Raw genomic sequence first — 14,756 nt, 5'->3', positions numbered from 1 at the left:
GCGGCCGTGTGCGCCGCGCCTATCGGGGAGCGGGAGCATGCATTTGAAAGCATCGATTCGGCTGGCGCTTGCGCTGGCCGTCATAATGGGCGGCATGAGCACACAAGCCCACGACACTTCGGCGCCCGGCGCCACGGCCGCCAGCGACGATGCTTATCTATGGCTGGAAGACATTCACGGCCAGCGCTCGATGGACTGGGTGAAAGCGCAGAACGCCATCACTCAGAAGCAATTCGCCGGCACCCCGGAATTCGCGCGTACCCGCGACGGCATCCTGGAAGTGCTCGACTCCGACGCCAAGATTCCCTACGTAAAGCGCCTGGGCGACCACCTCTACAACTTCTGGCAGGACAAGGCGCATCCGCGCGGCCTCTGGCGGCGCACCACACTGGACGAATACCGCAAGGCGCAACCCAACTGGGAAGTGCTGCTGGATATCGACGCGCTCAACCAGGCCGAAGGCAAGAAGTGGGTGTTCCAAGGCGCCGACTGCCTGAAGCCGGACTATCGCAAATGCCTGGTCAGCCTCTCGCCCGGCGGCGGCGATGCGATCGAGGTGCGCGAGTTCGACCTTCCCAGCAAATCCTTCGTCAAAGGCGGCTTCCTGCTTCCGGTCGCCAAGACGCAGGCAAGCTGGATCGACGAAAACCATCTGTATGTCGGCACCGATTTCGGTCTCGGCTCGATGACCAAATCGAGCTATCCGCGCATCGCCAAGATCTGGACGCGCGGCACGCCGCTCAGTGCGGCCAAGACCGTTTACGAAGGCAAGGACACCGATCTTGCGGTGAATGCAAGCCACGATCGCACACCTGGCTACGAACGCGATTTCGTCAGTGTCGCGCACGACTTCTATCACAGCGATACGTATCAGCTTAAGGACGGCAAGCTGATCCATCTCGATGCACCGGCCGATGCTGCCGCGGTCGATCCACATCGCGAATGGCTGCTGGTGCAGTTGCGCGATGCGTGGACGGTCGGCGGCACTACCTATCCGTCCGGAGCCTTGATCGCCACCAAGTACGACGATTTCATGGCCGGCAAGCGCCAGTTCACCACGCTGTTCACGCCGGACCAGCACACAGCGCTTTCCGATTACATGTGGACGCGCCATCACCTGATCATCAACGTGATGGACGACGTGAAAAGCCGGCTCGACGTGCTGACGCCGCAAGCGGACGGCAGTTGGAAGCATGAGGCCATGCCGGGCGCACCGCAGTTCAGCACGGTCGATGTGGTCGGCACCGATCCGGACCACAGCGACGAATACTGGCTTAGCGTCACCGGCTTCCTCACCCCGCCGTCGCTGGAACGCGGCGTACTGGGCGAACAGCAGGCGCAGGCGCTCAAGCAAAGCCCGGCGTTCTTCGACGCTTCGAAATACGAAGTGAGCCAGCATTTCGTCACGTCCAAGGACGGCACTCAGGTGCCCTACTTCGAACTTGCACCGAAAGGACTCAAGCTCGACGGCAACAACCGCACCCTGCTGTACGGCTATGGCGGTTTCGAAGTTTCGCTGCAGCCGCATTACAGCGCCAGCGTGGGCCGCGCATGGCTCGGTCGGGGCGGCGTCTATGTGGTGGCGAATATCCGTGGCGGCGGCGAGTACGGTCCGCGCTGGCACCAGGCTGCGCTGCAGGCGAATCGTCTGCGCGCCTATGAAGACTTTGCCGCGGTAGCGCAGGATCTGGTCAAGCGCGGCGTCACGTCCGCCGCGCACCTGGGGGCCGAAGGCGGCAGCAACGGCGGCCTGTTGATGGGTAATATGCTCACGCTTTATCCGCAACTGTTTGGCGCGATTGCCTGCGAAGTGCCGTTGCTGGATATGAAGCGCTACACGCATCTGTCTGCCGGCGCCTCTTGGATGGCCGAATACGGCGATCCGGACGATCCCAAGCAATGGGCCTTCATCAAGACCTTCTCGCCCTATCAGAACCTGAAGGCGGGCACCGCATACCCGCCCGTGCTGTTCTTCACCACCAGCAGCGACGACCGCGTCGGCCCCGTGCAGGCGCGCAAGATGGCGGCCAAGATGGAAGGCATGGGCTACAAGAACGTGTGGTTCTACGAGAACACCGAAGGCGGCCACGGTGCCGGCGCCGACAACAAGCAGGCGGCGTACATGCACGCACTGGTGTATGACTTCCTGTGGGATCGCCTGCAATAAAACCTGCTCCGGCGGGGTTTCGGCGGCGAGCGGCTAGAATAAGCCCTCGCCGCTTTTCATTGATTGCTGCCCACCATGACTTCGCGTCCGCCGATCCGCCCTGAACTTCGCGAGTGGATTCTGTCCACCACCCGTGCCGGCCACAGTGTCGAGGCGGTGCTCAAGCTGATGCTGGAGACCGGCTACGACCCGCGCCAGAGCCGCAGTATTCTTGCCAGCGTGCTGAACATGCCGGTCAGCGCACTCGATGCGCATGCACAGGCACCGAAGAGCCCGCCCGGGCGCCGCACGCGTCATCCGGAAGCGCCGTGCATGAACGTGGACGGGCGCAGGATCGACGTATCGCTGAGCGTGGAGTCGCCTACGCTGCGTGTGCTGCACAACCTGCTATCCGACGAGGAATGCGACGCACTGATCAAGGAAACCACGCCGCGCCTGCAGCGCGCCAAGACGGTGGATAGCAGCGGCAAGCAGCAGATTGATGCGCGCCGCACTAGCGAAGGCATGTTCTTCACCCTCGGCGAATCGGCGCTGGTCAAACGCATCGAGCAGCGCATCGCTACCTTGCTGAGCATGCCGGTCGATCACGGCGAAGGCTTGCAGGTCCTGCATTACCTGCCCGGTCAGCAGTACGAGCCGCATTACGATTGGTTCGATCCGGAACAGCCGGGCTTTGCCGCCATCACCGCCAAGGGCGGTCAGCGCATCGCCAGCCTGGTGATGTATCTCAACACGCCCGAAGCGGGCGGCGGCACCGCGTTCCCCGAATTGGGGCTGACGGTGACGGCACAACGCGGTTCGGCCGTCTATTTCGCCTACGACACCGGCGATCACGCCTCGCTGCATGCCGGGCTGCCGGTGCAGCAAGGCGAGAAATGGATCGCCACCAAGTGGCTGCGCGAGCGGTCGTTCCAGAGCCTCTCGCGCCGTTGACGCCGGTCAATCCTGGTAAGCCCAGCGTGCCGCATGCGCCGTGACCACGCCGATCACCCAGTGCATCACGATGCTGCTGATGATCCAGCTGAGGATGTAGGGTGTTTTCGGCGCGGCCGATAGCGGCAGCACGATCTCGTTCATCACGATATAGAGCAGCACGCCGTACAGGCTGCCGTAGCGCCAAGGATGCGCGCGCAACGCCGCCAGCCGGCGGCTGAGCAGGTAATACGCACCGACCATCGCCGACATCATCGCGTACTGCAGCAGCAACCCCAGCAATACCGTATCCGCGCCGCCGGCAAAGGCGCGTTTTCCAAGCAGCCCTGCTGCGATGTTCTGCACCAGCCGCGCCGGGGGCAGCGCATAGGCGTAATGCCAATAGCTGCATGCAAACACCAGGTCGGCGCTGGCCAGCAGAAAAATCACCAGGGCGGCCGAGCGCCACCCGCGCTGCAGCGGCGATGCAGCGCGCAATACAGGGTCATCCACAGGCATCGACATTCGCCGTGACTCGCTTTGATCCAGGAAAAAGAAGACCCGCGAGATGGCCGTGAGAGTGAGCCATCCCGCGGGTGCGGAAGTGAGGGAGCAATGCCGCCGAGTTCACCGGCCTTGGGGACGGCCGGCAAACAGGTTCCCCGCCCGGGAACCCGCGACCCATTCAGACTAGGTATTTACCCCCATTCCCTCCATAACCAATTGCACGTATTTTCCTAAGGCCAATCGAGCGGTCAGCAAGAACCGCCGGCACCACGCACCAAGGACGTCCGCAGGCTGGCCGCGGGCGACGCGAAGTCCATCGGGAGGGCATGGCGTGTATCTGGAACTCGACGGACGCGGACCGCTGTATGAGCAGCTCACGCGCGCCTTGAAGGCATCGATCCTGGACGGCCGCATTGTCGCCGGCACGCAATTGCCGCCGACACGCGAGCTGGCCGACGAACTGGAGCTTTCCCGCACCACCGTGCTTGCCGCATACGAGCAGTTGCGCGCGGAAGGCTTTATCGCCGGCCGCGTCGGCTCCGGCAGTTACGTCAGCAATCTGCAAGCCAGGCCGGTCAACCATCATGATGCCGCGACAGCTATTGCCGCGCCTTCGCGCTATGCACAACGGGCCCGCGAAGTGCGTGACTGGGATATCCCGCGCATCCATCGCGGGCTGCGCTACAACCTGCAATACGGCAATCCGCTGATCAATCCGGCCTTGAACAATGCCTGGGGCCGTGAGCTGGCGCGCGCGGCCGCCTATACGCGGCTGTCGGTCAACGAAGTGGCCGGCTTCTCGGCCCTGCGCAAGCAGACCTGCGACTATCTGGCTCGCCGCCGCGGCGTACAAGCCTCGCCGGACGACGTGATGATCGTCTCCGGCACGCAACAGGCAATCGACCTGGCCGCCCGCGTGCTGTTGAACGAGGGCGACCGCGTGGTGCTGGAAGAGCCGCATTACTTCGGCGCGCACCAGGTGCTCAAGGCGCATGGCGCCGAACTGATCGCGGTGCGCACCGACCACGACGGCATCGTCTGCGGCGAGCTGCCCGAACAACCGCCGCGCCTGATTTACGTAACGCCATCGCACCAGTTCCCGACCGGCTCGATTCTTTCGCTGCCGCGCCGGAAGGAACTGCTGCATTACGCGCAGCATCATCAATGCTGGATCATCGAAGACGACTACGACGGCGAATTCAGCTACGAATCGCATCCAATGCCGGCGATGCGCTCGCTCGACGACAGCGATCGCGTCATCTATATCGGCACGTTTTCCAAGGTGATGTTCGGTGGCCTGCGCCTGGCTTACATGGTGCTGCCTGCGGCCCTGCACGGGGATTTCTGCAACGCCAAATACCTCAACGACATGGCCTGCCCGGTGATCGAGCAGGCGGCGCTGGCGCACTTCATGGAAGACGGCGGCTTCGAACGCCATCTGCGTCTGGCACGCAAGGAACTGAAGATACGCCGCGAAGCCCTGATCGCCGGTCTGCGCCAGCATGCCGGCGACCGCGTGGACATTGCCGACACACCGGCCGGCATGCACCTGGTGGTATGGCTGCGCAACTACGACGCGGACCAGTGCGAGGCGCTGATCGCCTATGCGCATGACCAGGGCCTGGGGCTTTATCCGGTGGCGCCGCTGTATCTGCATGCACCGGCGCAGCCGGGATTGATGCTCGGCTATTGCGGTGTTTCCGTGGCCGAGCTGCGCGAGGCCATGCAGCTGTTCGGCGAATGCCTGGATCATATTGAATCGCGCTGAGTTGCCTGGCGGCAGCCGGCGCGAGCAAAAAAAGCCCGCGGGCGGCAATGGGGGAAACCGGCCCGCGGGTGAGGGAGAACACCGGAATCGCGGCAGCGTCACGGTACCGTCGATGGGTCCAGGCTAGGCACCTGCCAGCGCACCTTCCATAGCCAATCGGCCGCCATCGCGCAGGGCCAATTCGCACAGGTTTTTTACATCGGGCCCGGGCCGGCCCTGAACGTGCGCGCCGGCGCCGGCGCGCGTTGGTGCGCCGCGGCAAGGTTTGCCGTATCCTGAGCGGCTTTCCCCGCTTTGGTTACACGTAAGGAGTGCCCCATGGGCCTGGATCTGGTTAGCGCCGGCCGCGACGTGCCGAACGAAATCAACGTCGTCATCGAAATCCCCAAGGATGCCGAGCCGGTCAAATATGAAGTCGACAAGGCCAGCGGCGCGATCTTCGTCGACCGCATCCTTTCCACCCCCATGCGCTACCCCTGCAACTACGGCTACGTGCCGGGCACCCTGGGCGGCGACGGCGATCCGCTGGATGCCCTGGTGATCCTGCCGCTGCCTCTGGTGCCGGGCTCGGTGATCCGCTGCCATCCGGTGGGCATGCTGAAGATGACCGACGAGGCCGGCAGCGACGAGAAGCTGGTGGTGATCCCGTCCAAGAAGATCTTCCCCGGCTACGCGCATATCGAAGACATCAAGGGCGTGTCCGGCCACTGGCTGGAGCGCATCGGCCACTTCTTCGAGCACTACAAGGACCTGGAGAAGGGCAAGTGGGTGAAGCTTGAGGGCTGGGTCGGCGCCGACGAGGCGAAGGCCGAAATCATGGCCGGCATCGAGCGTCACAAGCAGGCCAAGTAAGGCTGCTTTGCCTGGTTTGCAGAAACGGCGCATCGCCCTGGCGATGCGCCGTTTTCTTTTGCTGATTGCAGATGCGTTGCGAGCAATGACTATCTCGCCCTGCCGCCATCCCAGCGAGAGCTGGGATGGCGGCAGGGCGAGCGCGAACATTCGCGGGTATCTACGCCGACAATCCCCGCTCCCACGGCGGGATGTCCCCGAACTGCTCGGCCAGGAAATCCACAAACGCCCGCACCCGCAGCGGCACCAGCCGCCGCTGCGGCATCACCGCGTAGATGCCGGTGTCGGCAATCGAATAGTCCGGCAACACCACCTGCAGGCGCCCCGCGCGCAGGTCGTCGCATACATGCCAGGTGGAATGCTGGGCGATGCCCAGCCCGGCCAGCGCCGCATCGCGCAGCAACTCGCCCAGCGACGATTCCAGTCGCCCACTGACGCGCACCGTGTGCAGATGTCCCTGTGCATCGTGCAGGCGCCACACATCCTGGCGGCCCGCACTGCCCACCAGCATCACGCATTCATGCGTGGCCAGTTCTTCCGGGGTGCGCGGCGTACCGCGGCGGCGCAGATAGTCGGGCGACGCACACAGCACGCGGCGATTCACCGCCAGCTTGCGCGCCACCAGGCGCGAGTCGTGCAAGGCGCCGATGCGGATGGCAAGGTCGTAGCCGGCGCTGACCAAGTCCTGCATTTCGTCGGTGAGATTCACGCTCAGGCGCACGCGCGGGTAACGCTCCATGAAGGCCGCCAGCAGCGGCGATACGTACTGCCGTCCAAACGAGGCGGAGGCGGTGAGCCGCAGCGTGCCGACGACATCCTTGGCGCCCTGGCGCAGGCCGGAGGTAAGCGCCTCCAGGTCTTCCACCAGCGGACGCCCCTGTTCGGCCAGCGCCAGCCCTTCCGGGGTGGGATGCAGGCGGCGCGTGGTCCGGTGCAGCAGGCGTACGCCCAGATCGTGTTCGAGCCGCTTCAGCCGCTGGCTGGCGACGGCCACAGACAGGTTCAGGCTGCGCGCGGCCGCGCTGATCGAACCCTGGTCCAGCACCCGCATAAACAGGATGAGGTCGCCGACGCGGTCCACGATTTTCAATATTCCATTGAAAGTGATTAGTCATCTTGCTGGTTTTTACAGAAGATGCAAACACCTAGGCTGCACGCATCTCTCTGACGGAGCCCGCTTGTGGCCGCCTCCCCCTCCCGCTCCATGCCGGCAGCGTTGTATGCCCTGGCCGCCGGCGCCTTCGGCATCGGCACCACCGAATTCGTGATCATGGGCCTGCTGATGCAGGTGGCGGCCGACCTGAAAGTGAGCATTGCCACTGCCGGCCTGCTGATCTCGGGTTATGCGCTCGGGGTATTCGTCGGCGCCCCCGTGCTGACCGTGGCCACCAGCCGCCTGCCGCGCAAGCTGGTGCTGCTGGCGCTGATGGCGATCTTCACCATCGGCAATGTGTTCTGTGCACTGGCGCCCAACTACACCGTACTGCTGTTGGCGCGCGTGATCACCGCCTTGGCGCATGGCACCTTTTTCGGCGTCGGCGCGGTGGTGGCGACCAGCCTGGTGGCGCCCGACCGGCGCGCCTCGGCCATCTCGATCATGTTTACCGGCCTGACCATCGCCACCCTGCTCGGCGTACCGGCCGGCGCGTGGCTGGGCCTGCACTTCGGCTGGCGCTCGACGTTCTGGGCCGTGGCCGCGATCGGCGTAGTGGCGATGTTGGTGATTGCCGCGCTGGTACCGGCCGACCATGGCGCCGGCAAGCGCATCGCGGTGCGCGACGAGCTGCGCGCAATCGGCAATCCCGCCGTGTTGCTGGGCCTGTTGATGACCGTGTTGGGCTTTGCCGGCGTGTTCACCGTATTCACCTATATCCAGCCGATGCTTACGCAAGTGACCGGCTTCGGCGAAAGCGCGGTGTCGCCGATCCTGCTGATCTTCGGCATCGGCCTGATCGCAGGCAATCTGCTCGGCGGCAAACTGGCCGACCGGCGCCTGATGCCGGCACTGCTCGCCACGTTGCTGGTGCTGATCGCGGTGCTCGGCGTAATGGGCTTCGTGCTGCACAACAAAGTGCTGACCGTGCTGTTCGTCGGCCTGCTCGGCGTAGCCGCGTTTGCCACCGTGCCGCCGCTGCAATTGTGGGTGCTGCACAAGGCGCACAATGCACAAAGCCTGGCGTCGAGCCTGAATATCGGCGCCTTCAATCTGGGCAATGCGTTGGGTGCGTGGCTGGGCGGCGTGGTGGTGGCGCGCGGGCCGGGGCTGGCGGCGCTGACCTGGGTGGCCGCGCTGGTCACGCTGAGCGGACTGCTGGTGGCGCTGTGGGCACGCCAGCGCGAAAACGGCGAGCTGCGCCTGGCCGCCTGCGCCGGCAACGAAGCCTGATTCCCTGTTCCGCATACAACCGTTTAGCCATCCTGGCCTTATCGTCTGCCGATGCTTGAAGGAGAACCGACCATGAAAGCCGTTGCACTCACCCGCTATCTGCCGATCGACGACCCGCAATCGCTGCTCGACGTGGAACTGCCCACCCCGGCCATCGGCGCCGAGGACTTGCTGGTGCGTGTGGAAGCGATCTCGGTCAATCCGGTGGACACCAAGTTGCGCGCACCCAAACCGCAGGTGGAAGCGCAGCCGCGCGTGCTTGGCTTCGACGCGGCCGGCGTGGTGGAAGCGGTCGGCGCTGGCGTAAGCGGCTTCAAGCCGGGCGACGAGGTGTATTACGCCGGCGATGTCACGCGCCCCGGCAGCAATGCGCAGTATCAGGCGGTGGATGCACGGCTGGTAGCGCATCGTCCGCGCCGGCTCGATGCCGCCGGTGCGGCGGCGCTGCCGCTGACTGCCATCACCGCATGGGAATTGCTGTTCGAGCGCATGCCGTACCGGCCTGAAGATGGCGGCCGTGGCAAGTCGATCCTGATCATCGCAGGCGCCGGCGGCGTGGGCTCGATCGCCATCCAGCTGGCGCGCCGCGCCGGCTTCAACGTGATTGCCACCGCCTCGCGCCCGGAAACGCAGGCCTGGTGCCGCGCCATGGGCGCGCAGCAGGTGATCGATCATCGCCAGCCGTTGACGGCGCAGTTGCGCGCACTGGGTTTCGAACACGTGGATGCCGCGCTGAACCTGGCCGACACCTCGCGCTACTGGGACGAGCTGGGCGAACTATTGGCGCCGCAAGGCCACCTGGGCCTGATCGTGGAACCGGCCAACCCGGTCAACCTCGGCGACCCCTACAAGTCCAAGTGCATCGGCATCCATTGGGAAATGATGTTTGCGCGTCCGCGCTTCCGCACCGCTGACATGGGTGAGCAGGGCCGCATCCTGGCGCGGGTGGCTGCGCTGATCGACGAGGGTGAATTGCGCGGCATTCAGCGCGAGGCGCTCAGCCCGATCAATGCGGAAAATCTGCGCGAAGCGCATCGCCGGCTGGAATCGGGCAAAACGATCGGCAAGCTGGTGCTATCCGGCTGGTAAGCATTGCGGTCAATTGGCGGCCCGCTCACGCCGGTTCCCGATGCACAACCCCCTCACCGTCATTTCGGCGAAGGCCGGAATGACGGTCTGGAGAGTTAGCGCTTTTCTACGAACAGGCTACTCACGCAACAACGCGAAAAAACCGCGCTTAGTGATGCCGCCGCGCCGGCTTCGCCGGCTCGCCCTTCTTGCCCAGTTCTTCCAGCAAGGTCGACAGATCCTCGGCGTGCTCTTCCTCCATCGCCAGAATCTGTTCCATCAGGCGCCGCGAGGTCGGATCGTCATTGCCCAGGTACTGCACGATCTCGCGATAGCTGTCGATGGCGATGCGCTCGGCCACCAGATCTTCCTTGATCATGTCGACCAGATCATCGCCTTCCACGTAGTCGGCATGACTGCGCGTAAGCAAGCCCTGCGGATTGAAATCCGGCGCACCTTCGAGCTGGGTGATGCGTTCGGCAATCATGTCCGCGTGTTGCTGTTCTTCGTTGGCATGCTCCAGGAACTCCGCCGCCACGCTCTTGGCGTGAATGCCCGAGGCCATGTAGTAGTGCCGTTTGTAGCGCAAGGTGCAGACCAGCTCGGTGGCCAGCGCCTCGTTCAATATCTTGATCACGGTGGCGCGATCGGCGGTATAGCCTTCGGTGATGGCGCCCCGGTCGATATGTTCGCGGGCACGTTTGCGGATCGTCTCGATATCCGACTGGAAGGGCTTGGCCGACATGGCTATCTCCTCGTAACGGGTCAATACTGCCGTGCCATCCTGTCTGCGCATCCGCAAAGCATGGGTGAAATTGAAGTGGTGGAAGCGTCGCTTCGTTCAGCCGGTCGCGCTTACGGCAGGCGGTAGTCGAAGCTGTAGAAATGCTGGCCCTGCTCGATGCGGATCTGCAGCGCGCCGGTGATGCCGGCCAGTTCGTCCGTACCCGAATCGGGCACCACACTGATCGCCAGGCTCGGCACACCGCGATCCATCGTGCCCGAATGCTGCAGCACGAAACTGCCGCGCTTGCCATGCAGCGTGCCGGTAATGCGCTCGATCGCCACATAACCCGCCGAGCCCTGCACCTGGCCCATCGCCGAGAGCATTTCGCCCAGGCTGGTGGCCTCCAGGTCGCCACTGAAACGCTTGTCGAGGGTTTGCCGGCCCAGATTGGCCGCTTCGATACCGGGTGCTGCCGCCTGCGGTACCAGCTTTACTTCGAAGGATCCGTTTGCTTGCATGACAAGCTCCTGTGCGAGAAGGCGATCCGCAGATCGGACAAGAAGCTATCGCCGCCGCCATGCCGGCCGGCAGAATAGCCGCGCGGCCATCCGCCGCGCCCAGGGCAACCTTACGTCATTCCATGCGCAGGCCGATTGGAAAAACGCGACAGCGGTACCGGCATGGGCGCTGATCCAGGGCCGCCGCGCGGCGTGCTGCACCAGCGCCTGGAACAAGGCACGTTCGAGCACGCGCGGCGCGCGCCCTCCGCGGCCTTGGCCATGCTGGTCGAACACTATTGGTACGTGGCCTGGGACCTGCGCGGCCTGCCCGCGCAGCAGCAGGAAACCCTGCCCCATCCGAACGTGCATTACGTGATCGAACCCGGCCTCACCGCCATCTATGGTGTGCACAGCGGACGCTATGTGCGCATGCTGGAGGGACAACGCCGTGTGTTCGGCATCAAGTTCAGGGCCGGCGGCTTTCGCCCCTTCTACGGCAAGGCAGTGTCCACCCTGATGGATAGCTCGATGGATGCATCCACCATCTTCGGCGCGCCAGCCAGCCGTTTCGAGCAAACGATCCTGGCCAGCGACAGCTTCGATGCCATGATCGATGCGGCGGAAACATTGCTACTCGCCAGACTGCCGCCGCACGATGCCACGGTGGCGCAGGTCAGCGCCCTGGTAGCGGACATCGCCACTGATCGCAGCATCACGTCGGTGGAAGAGATCGCTGCGCGCAGCGGCCTGGGCAAGCGCAGCCTGCAGCGCCTGTTCAACGAATACGTCGGAGTGAGCCCGAAGTGGGTGATCAATCGCTACCGGCTACATGAAGCCGTTGCGCAGCTGCAGGCCGGCACGCCCATTGTGTGGAGCGAGCTGGCGCTGCAACTGGGCTATTTCGATCAGGCGCATTTCATCCGCGACTTTCGCAAGCTGATCGGACGCGCGCCTGGCGACTATGCGCGCAGCCAAGACCGGCACTGAACGCGCGGCCTGAGCCGAGCAGCCGCCAGGCGCGGCTGCTCAACCCGGTACATCAGGCCTTGTGGTACACCTCGGCACCCTGCGCACGGAATTCGGCCGACTTCTCGTCCATGCCTTCCTGCAAGGCCGCACCTTCGTCCACGCCATGCTCGGCAGCGTAGTCGCGTACGTCCTGGGTGATCTTCATCGAGCAGAACTTCGGACCGCACATCGAGCAGAAATGCGCAGACTTGTGCGCATCCTTGGGCAGCGTTTCGTCGTGGAATTCGCGTGCTTTTTCCGGATCGAGACCGAGGTTGAACTGATCGTCCCAGCGGAATTCGAAACGCGCCTTGCTCAGCGCGTTGTCGCGCACCTGCGCGCCCGGATGGCCCTTGGCCAGATCGGCGGCATGCGCGGCAATGCGGTAGGCGATGATGCCGTCGCGCACGTCCTGCTTGTTCGGCAGGCCCAAGTGTTCCTTCGGCGTCACGTAGCAGAGCATGGCGGTGCCGAACCAGCCGATCATCGCCGCGCCGATCGCGCTGGTGATGTGGTCGTAGCCCGGTGCGATATCGGTGGTCAGCGGCCCCAGCGTGTAGAACGGCGCTTCATGGCACTTCTCCAGCTGACGCTCCATGTTTTCCTTGATCAGCTGCATCGGCACGTGGCCGGGGCCTTCGATCATGGTCTGCACGTCATGCTTCCAGGCCAGCTGGGTGAGTTCGCCGAGCGTGTCCAGTTCACCGAACTGCGCCGCGTCGTTCGCATCGGCGATGCTGCCCGGGCGCAGGCCGTCGCCGAGACTGAAGGACACGTCGTAGGCCTTCATGATCTCGCAGATTTCCTCGAAGTGCGTGTAGAGGAAATTCTCCTTGTGATGTGACAAGCACCACTTGGCCATGATCGAGCCGCCGCGCGAGACGATGCCGGTGACGCGCTTGGCGGTAAGCGGCACGAAGCGCAGCAGTACGCCGGCATGGATGGTGAAGTAATCCACGCCCTGCTCGGCCTGTTCCACCAGGGTGTCGCGGAACAGCTCCCAGGTGAGGTCTTCGGCCACGCCGCCGACTTTTTCCAGCGCCTGGTAGATCGGCACGGTGCCGATCGGCACCGGCGAGTTGCGGATGATCCATTCACGCGTTTCATGGATGTTCTTGCCGGTGGAAAGATCCATCACCGTGTCGCCGCCCCAGCGGATCGACCACACCAGCTTTTCCACTTCCTCGGCAATGCCCGAAGACACCGCGCTGTTGCCGATGTTGGCGTTGATCTTGGTGAGGAAGTTGCGGCCGATGATCATCGGCTCGCTTTCCGGATGGTTGATATTGGCCGGAATGATGGCGCGGCCGCGCGCCACTTCGTCGCGCACGAATTCCGGGGTGATCAGCCGGGGCAGCGAAGCGCCGAACGACTCGCCCGGATGCTGCGTACGCAACGCGCTTTCGCGCAGCGCTTCGATGCGCTGGTTTTCGCGGATGGCGATGTATTCCATTTCCGGCGTGATGATGCCGCGGCGCGCGTAATGCATCTGCGTGACATTGGCGCCGGCCTTAGCGCGCAGCGGCGCGCGCGTATGGGTAAAGCGCACGGCATCCAGCCTGGCGTCAGCGGCGCGTTCGCGACCGAAGGCGGAGGTGAGGCCGCCCAGCTGTTCCACATCGCCACGCTCCATGATCCACGCCGCACGCAGCGCCGGCAGGCCGGCCGCGAGATCGACGCTGTAGTTCGGATCGGTGTACGGGCCGGAGGTGTCGTAGACGGTAACCGGCGGATTGGCCTCGCCGCCGAACAGAGTCGGCGTCTGCGCCTGTTCGATCTCGCGCATCGGCACCTGCAGGTCAGCGCGGCTGCCCTGTACATGGATCTTGCGCGAACCCGGGATCGGGCGCGTGACGGCTTCGGAAAGTTCTTGTGCGGCACGCACGAGATCGGAGGGCAAGGCATTCATCGGCATTCGTCCTTCTGGTATCCGCGCGGACGCGGAGGGCGTGCGAAAGGTCCGCACTGGATCGAAGCGATGGCGCCAACGCACGTTGCTCTGTGCGACGAAGCTCCCTACACCGGTGCTAACCGGATCAGGTTCGAAGGGACTCTCTCAGCCGACTGCCGCCGGCACCCCCGCTTCCAAGGGGTTTATTTGACCACGAAGCGGGGGGAGAAACGAGTGTGCCGCCCGTGAAGGGCTCAGCGAGGGGCGTAGGCCCGCAGGAACATGGCGACGCCGGCGCGGGCGTTCTCTTCCACTTCCTTGGCGTAGGTCTGCACGCAGTCGGCGCAGCCGAACATGCGGCGCATCATCATGTCGCCCTTGATCAGGGACATGAACTGGATGCCGGCGCGCGTTATGTCGTCGATATCCAGCTTGCCCGCGTCAACGGCCCGCTGCAGCAGGCGTTCCATCAGGGCCCGGGTACGCATCGGGCCTTCTTCCCACATCAGCTTGCCGTAGCGGGGGTTGCCCTGGCGGCAGTCGCTGAGGATGGCGCGGAAGGTGCCGACGTTTTCCGGGTCGCAGTCCAGATGGGCATGGATCAGGGCAATACGGCTGAGAATGGTGCCGATGTCGGCATCGGCATCGAAGTTGTAGGTCTCTTCGGGGAGCAGGTCCTGGATGCGCGCGCGGATGACTTCGCGGAACAGGTTGTCTTTGTCGCCGAAATGGCTGTAAACGGTCAGTTTGGATACGCCCGCTTCGGCGGCAATCGCATCCATGCTGGTGCCGGCGAAGGCGTTGCGTATGAACAGAGCCTTGGCGGCATCGAGGATGGCCGCGCGCTTTTCCATGTCCTTCGGGCGGCCGGGCCCGTGCGGCTTGGTCAGCGGGATCGAGTTCATAGTTGCACCTTCACAAATCAAAAAACCCAATTTATTATACGGAGCGGTTTAATTATTTCCTGAAT

At 64.1% G+C, this 14,756-nt stretch carries 13 protein-coding genes and 1 riboswitch; of the genes, 7 read left to right on the top strand and 6 right to left on the bottom strand.

Translation table 11 applies throughout. From position 1 onward, the window contains the following. Positions 1-37 precede the first annotated feature (37 nt). Together IGX34_RS08325 and IGX34_RS08320 are read left to right on the top strand one after the other, a co-directional pair. Positions 38-2,167: a prolyl oligopeptidase family serine peptidase gene (locus tag IGX34_RS08325; protein WP_192555241.1), complete on the top strand. Its 2,130-nt coding sequence runs from the start codon at positions 38-40 to the stop codon at positions 2,165-2,167. Between the two features lie 75 nt (positions 2,168-2,242). Continuing rightward, on the top strand, positions 2,243-3,100 hold the full coding sequence (locus tag IGX34_RS08320; RefSeq protein ID WP_192555240.1) for a 2OG-Fe(II) oxygenase: 858 nt from the start codon (positions 2,243-2,245) through the stop codon (positions 3,098-3,100). 6 nt (positions 3,101-3,106) lie between these two features. On the opposite strand, the gene IGX34_RS08315 is transcribed toward IGX34_RS08320, so the two are convergent. Next, entirely contained in the window at positions 3,107-3,598 is a 492-nt protein-coding gene (locus IGX34_RS08315; protein WP_192555239.1) for a hypothetical protein, read from the bottom strand. Positions 3,599-3,917: 319 nt separating this feature from the next. On the opposite strand from IGX34_RS08315, the gene pdxR reads away from it, so the two are divergent. After that, positions 3,918-5,354, top strand: coding sequence for a MocR-like pyridoxine biosynthesis transcription factor PdxR (gene pdxR / locus IGX34_RS08310; RefSeq protein ID WP_192555238.1), 1,437 nt, complete (start codon positions 3,918-3,920; stop codon positions 5,352-5,354). 318 nt (positions 5,355-5,672) lie between these two features. Continuing rightward, a complete protein-coding gene (gene ppa / locus IGX34_RS08305) occupies positions 5,673-6,206 on the top strand; it encodes an inorganic diphosphatase (protein ID WP_192555237.1) in 534 nt (177 codons plus the stop codon). 160 nt (positions 6,207-6,366) lie between these two features. On the opposite strand, the gene IGX34_RS08300 is transcribed toward ppa, so the two are convergent. After that, the gene (locus IGX34_RS08300; RefSeq protein ID WP_192555236.1) at positions 6,367-7,287 is read right to left on the bottom strand and encodes a LysR substrate-binding domain-containing protein; all 921 of its coding nucleotides are present in this window, start codon (positions 7,285-7,287) and stop codon (positions 6,367-6,369) included. Positions 7,288-7,410: 123 nt separating this feature from the next. Here IGX34_RS08300 and IGX34_RS08295 point away from each other — a divergent pair, with 123 nt between their 5' ends. Continuing rightward, positions 7,411-8,592 (top strand): MFS transporter, encoded by a 1,182-nt coding sequence (locus IGX34_RS08295; RefSeq protein ID WP_192555279.1) that lies wholly within the window; start codon positions 7,411-7,413, stop codon positions 8,590-8,592. A 72-nt stretch (positions 8,593-8,664) separates the two neighbouring features. Next, positions 8,665-9,681, top strand: coding sequence for a zinc-binding alcohol dehydrogenase family protein (locus IGX34_RS08290; protein ID WP_192555235.1), 1,017 nt, complete (start codon positions 8,665-8,667; stop codon positions 9,679-9,681). Between the two features lie 148 nt (positions 9,682-9,829). On the opposite strand, the gene IGX34_RS08285 is transcribed toward IGX34_RS08290, so the two are convergent. Next, complete coding sequence (locus IGX34_RS08285; protein ID WP_192555234.1) at positions 9,830-10,405, bottom strand: ferritin-like domain-containing protein; 576 nt, start codon at positions 10,403-10,405, stop codon at positions 9,830-9,832. Between the two features lie 110 nt (positions 10,406-10,515). After that, positions 10,516-10,905 (bottom strand): DUF3224 domain-containing protein, encoded by a 390-nt coding sequence (locus IGX34_RS08280; protein WP_192555233.1) that lies wholly within the window; start codon positions 10,903-10,905, stop codon positions 10,516-10,518. Between the two features lie 162 nt (positions 10,906-11,067). Here IGX34_RS08280 and IGX34_RS08275 point away from each other — a divergent pair, with 162 nt between their 5' ends. Beyond that, a complete protein-coding gene (locus tag IGX34_RS08275) occupies positions 11,068-11,874 on the top strand; it encodes a helix-turn-helix domain-containing protein (RefSeq protein WP_192555232.1) in 807 nt (268 codons plus the stop codon). 52 nt (positions 11,875-11,926) lie between these two features. On the opposite strand, the gene thiC is transcribed toward IGX34_RS08275, so the two are convergent. Both thiC and IGX34_RS08265 read right to left on the bottom strand, forming a co-directional pair. Continuing rightward, a complete protein-coding gene (gene thiC / locus IGX34_RS08270) occupies positions 11,927-13,804 on the bottom strand; it encodes a phosphomethylpyrimidine synthase ThiC (protein WP_225737309.1) in 1,878 nt (625 codons plus the stop codon). Positions 13,805-13,891: 87 nt separating this feature from the next. After that, positions 13,892-13,986, bottom strand: a riboswitch (TPP riboswitch). 54 nt (positions 13,987-14,040) lie between these two features. Then, complete coding sequence (locus tag IGX34_RS08265) at positions 14,041-14,691, bottom strand: TetR/AcrR family transcriptional regulator (RefSeq protein WP_192555231.1); 651 nt, start codon at positions 14,689-14,691, stop codon at positions 14,041-14,043. Positions 14,692-14,756 lie beyond the last annotated feature (65 nt).

Origin of the sequence: Dyella acidiphila (assembly GCF_014863405.1) — a bacterium.
Lineage (GTDB): Bacteria > Pseudomonadota > Gammaproteobacteria > Xanthomonadales > Rhodanobacteraceae > Dyella_B > Dyella_B acidiphila.
The sequence above is the reverse complement of the archived record's forward strand: the minus strand, read 5'-3'. Positions and strand labels throughout refer to the sequence as shown.

Bases quoted from the DNA above. Each gene is read 5' to 3' on its own strand.
- thiC (WP_225737309.1), bottom strand. From the start codon at position 13,804: ATGAATGCCTTGCCCTCCGATCTCGTGCGTGCCGCACAAGAACTTTCC.
- IGX34_RS08325 (WP_192555241.1), top strand. From the start codon at position 38: ATGCATTTGAAAGCATCGATTCGGCTGGCGCTTGCGCTGGCCGTCATA.
- IGX34_RS08285 (WP_192555234.1), bottom strand. From the start codon at position 10,405: ATGTCGGCCAAGCCCTTCCAGTCGGATATCGAGACGATCCGCAAACGT.
- IGX34_RS08295 (WP_192555279.1), top strand. From the start codon at position 7,411: ATGCCGGCAGCGTTGTATGCCCTGGCCGCCGGCGCCTTCGGCATCGGC.
- IGX34_RS08315 (WP_192555239.1), bottom strand. From the start codon at position 3,598: ATGCCTGTGGATGACCCTGTATTGCGCGCTGCATCGCCGCTGCAGCGC.
- IGX34_RS08290 (WP_192555235.1), top strand. From the start codon at position 8,665: ATGAAAGCCGTTGCACTCACCCGCTATCTGCCGATCGACGACCCGCAA.
- IGX34_RS08320 (WP_192555240.1), top strand. From the start codon at position 2,243: ATGACTTCGCGTCCGCCGATCCGCCCTGAACTTCGCGAGTGGATTCTG.
- IGX34_RS08275 (WP_192555232.1), top strand. From the start codon at position 11,068: ATGGGCGCTGATCCAGGGCCGCCGCGCGGCGTGCTGCACCAGCGCCTG.
- IGX34_RS08265 (WP_192555231.1), bottom strand. From the start codon at position 14,691: ATGAACTCGATCCCGCTGACCAAGCCGCACGGGCCCGGCCGCCCGAAG.
- ppa (WP_192555237.1), top strand. From the start codon at position 5,673: ATGGGCCTGGATCTGGTTAGCGCCGGCCGCGACGTGCCGAACGAAATC.
- IGX34_RS08280 (WP_192555233.1), bottom strand. From the start codon at position 10,905: ATGCAAGCAAACGGATCCTTCGAAGTAAAGCTGGTACCGCAGGCGGCA.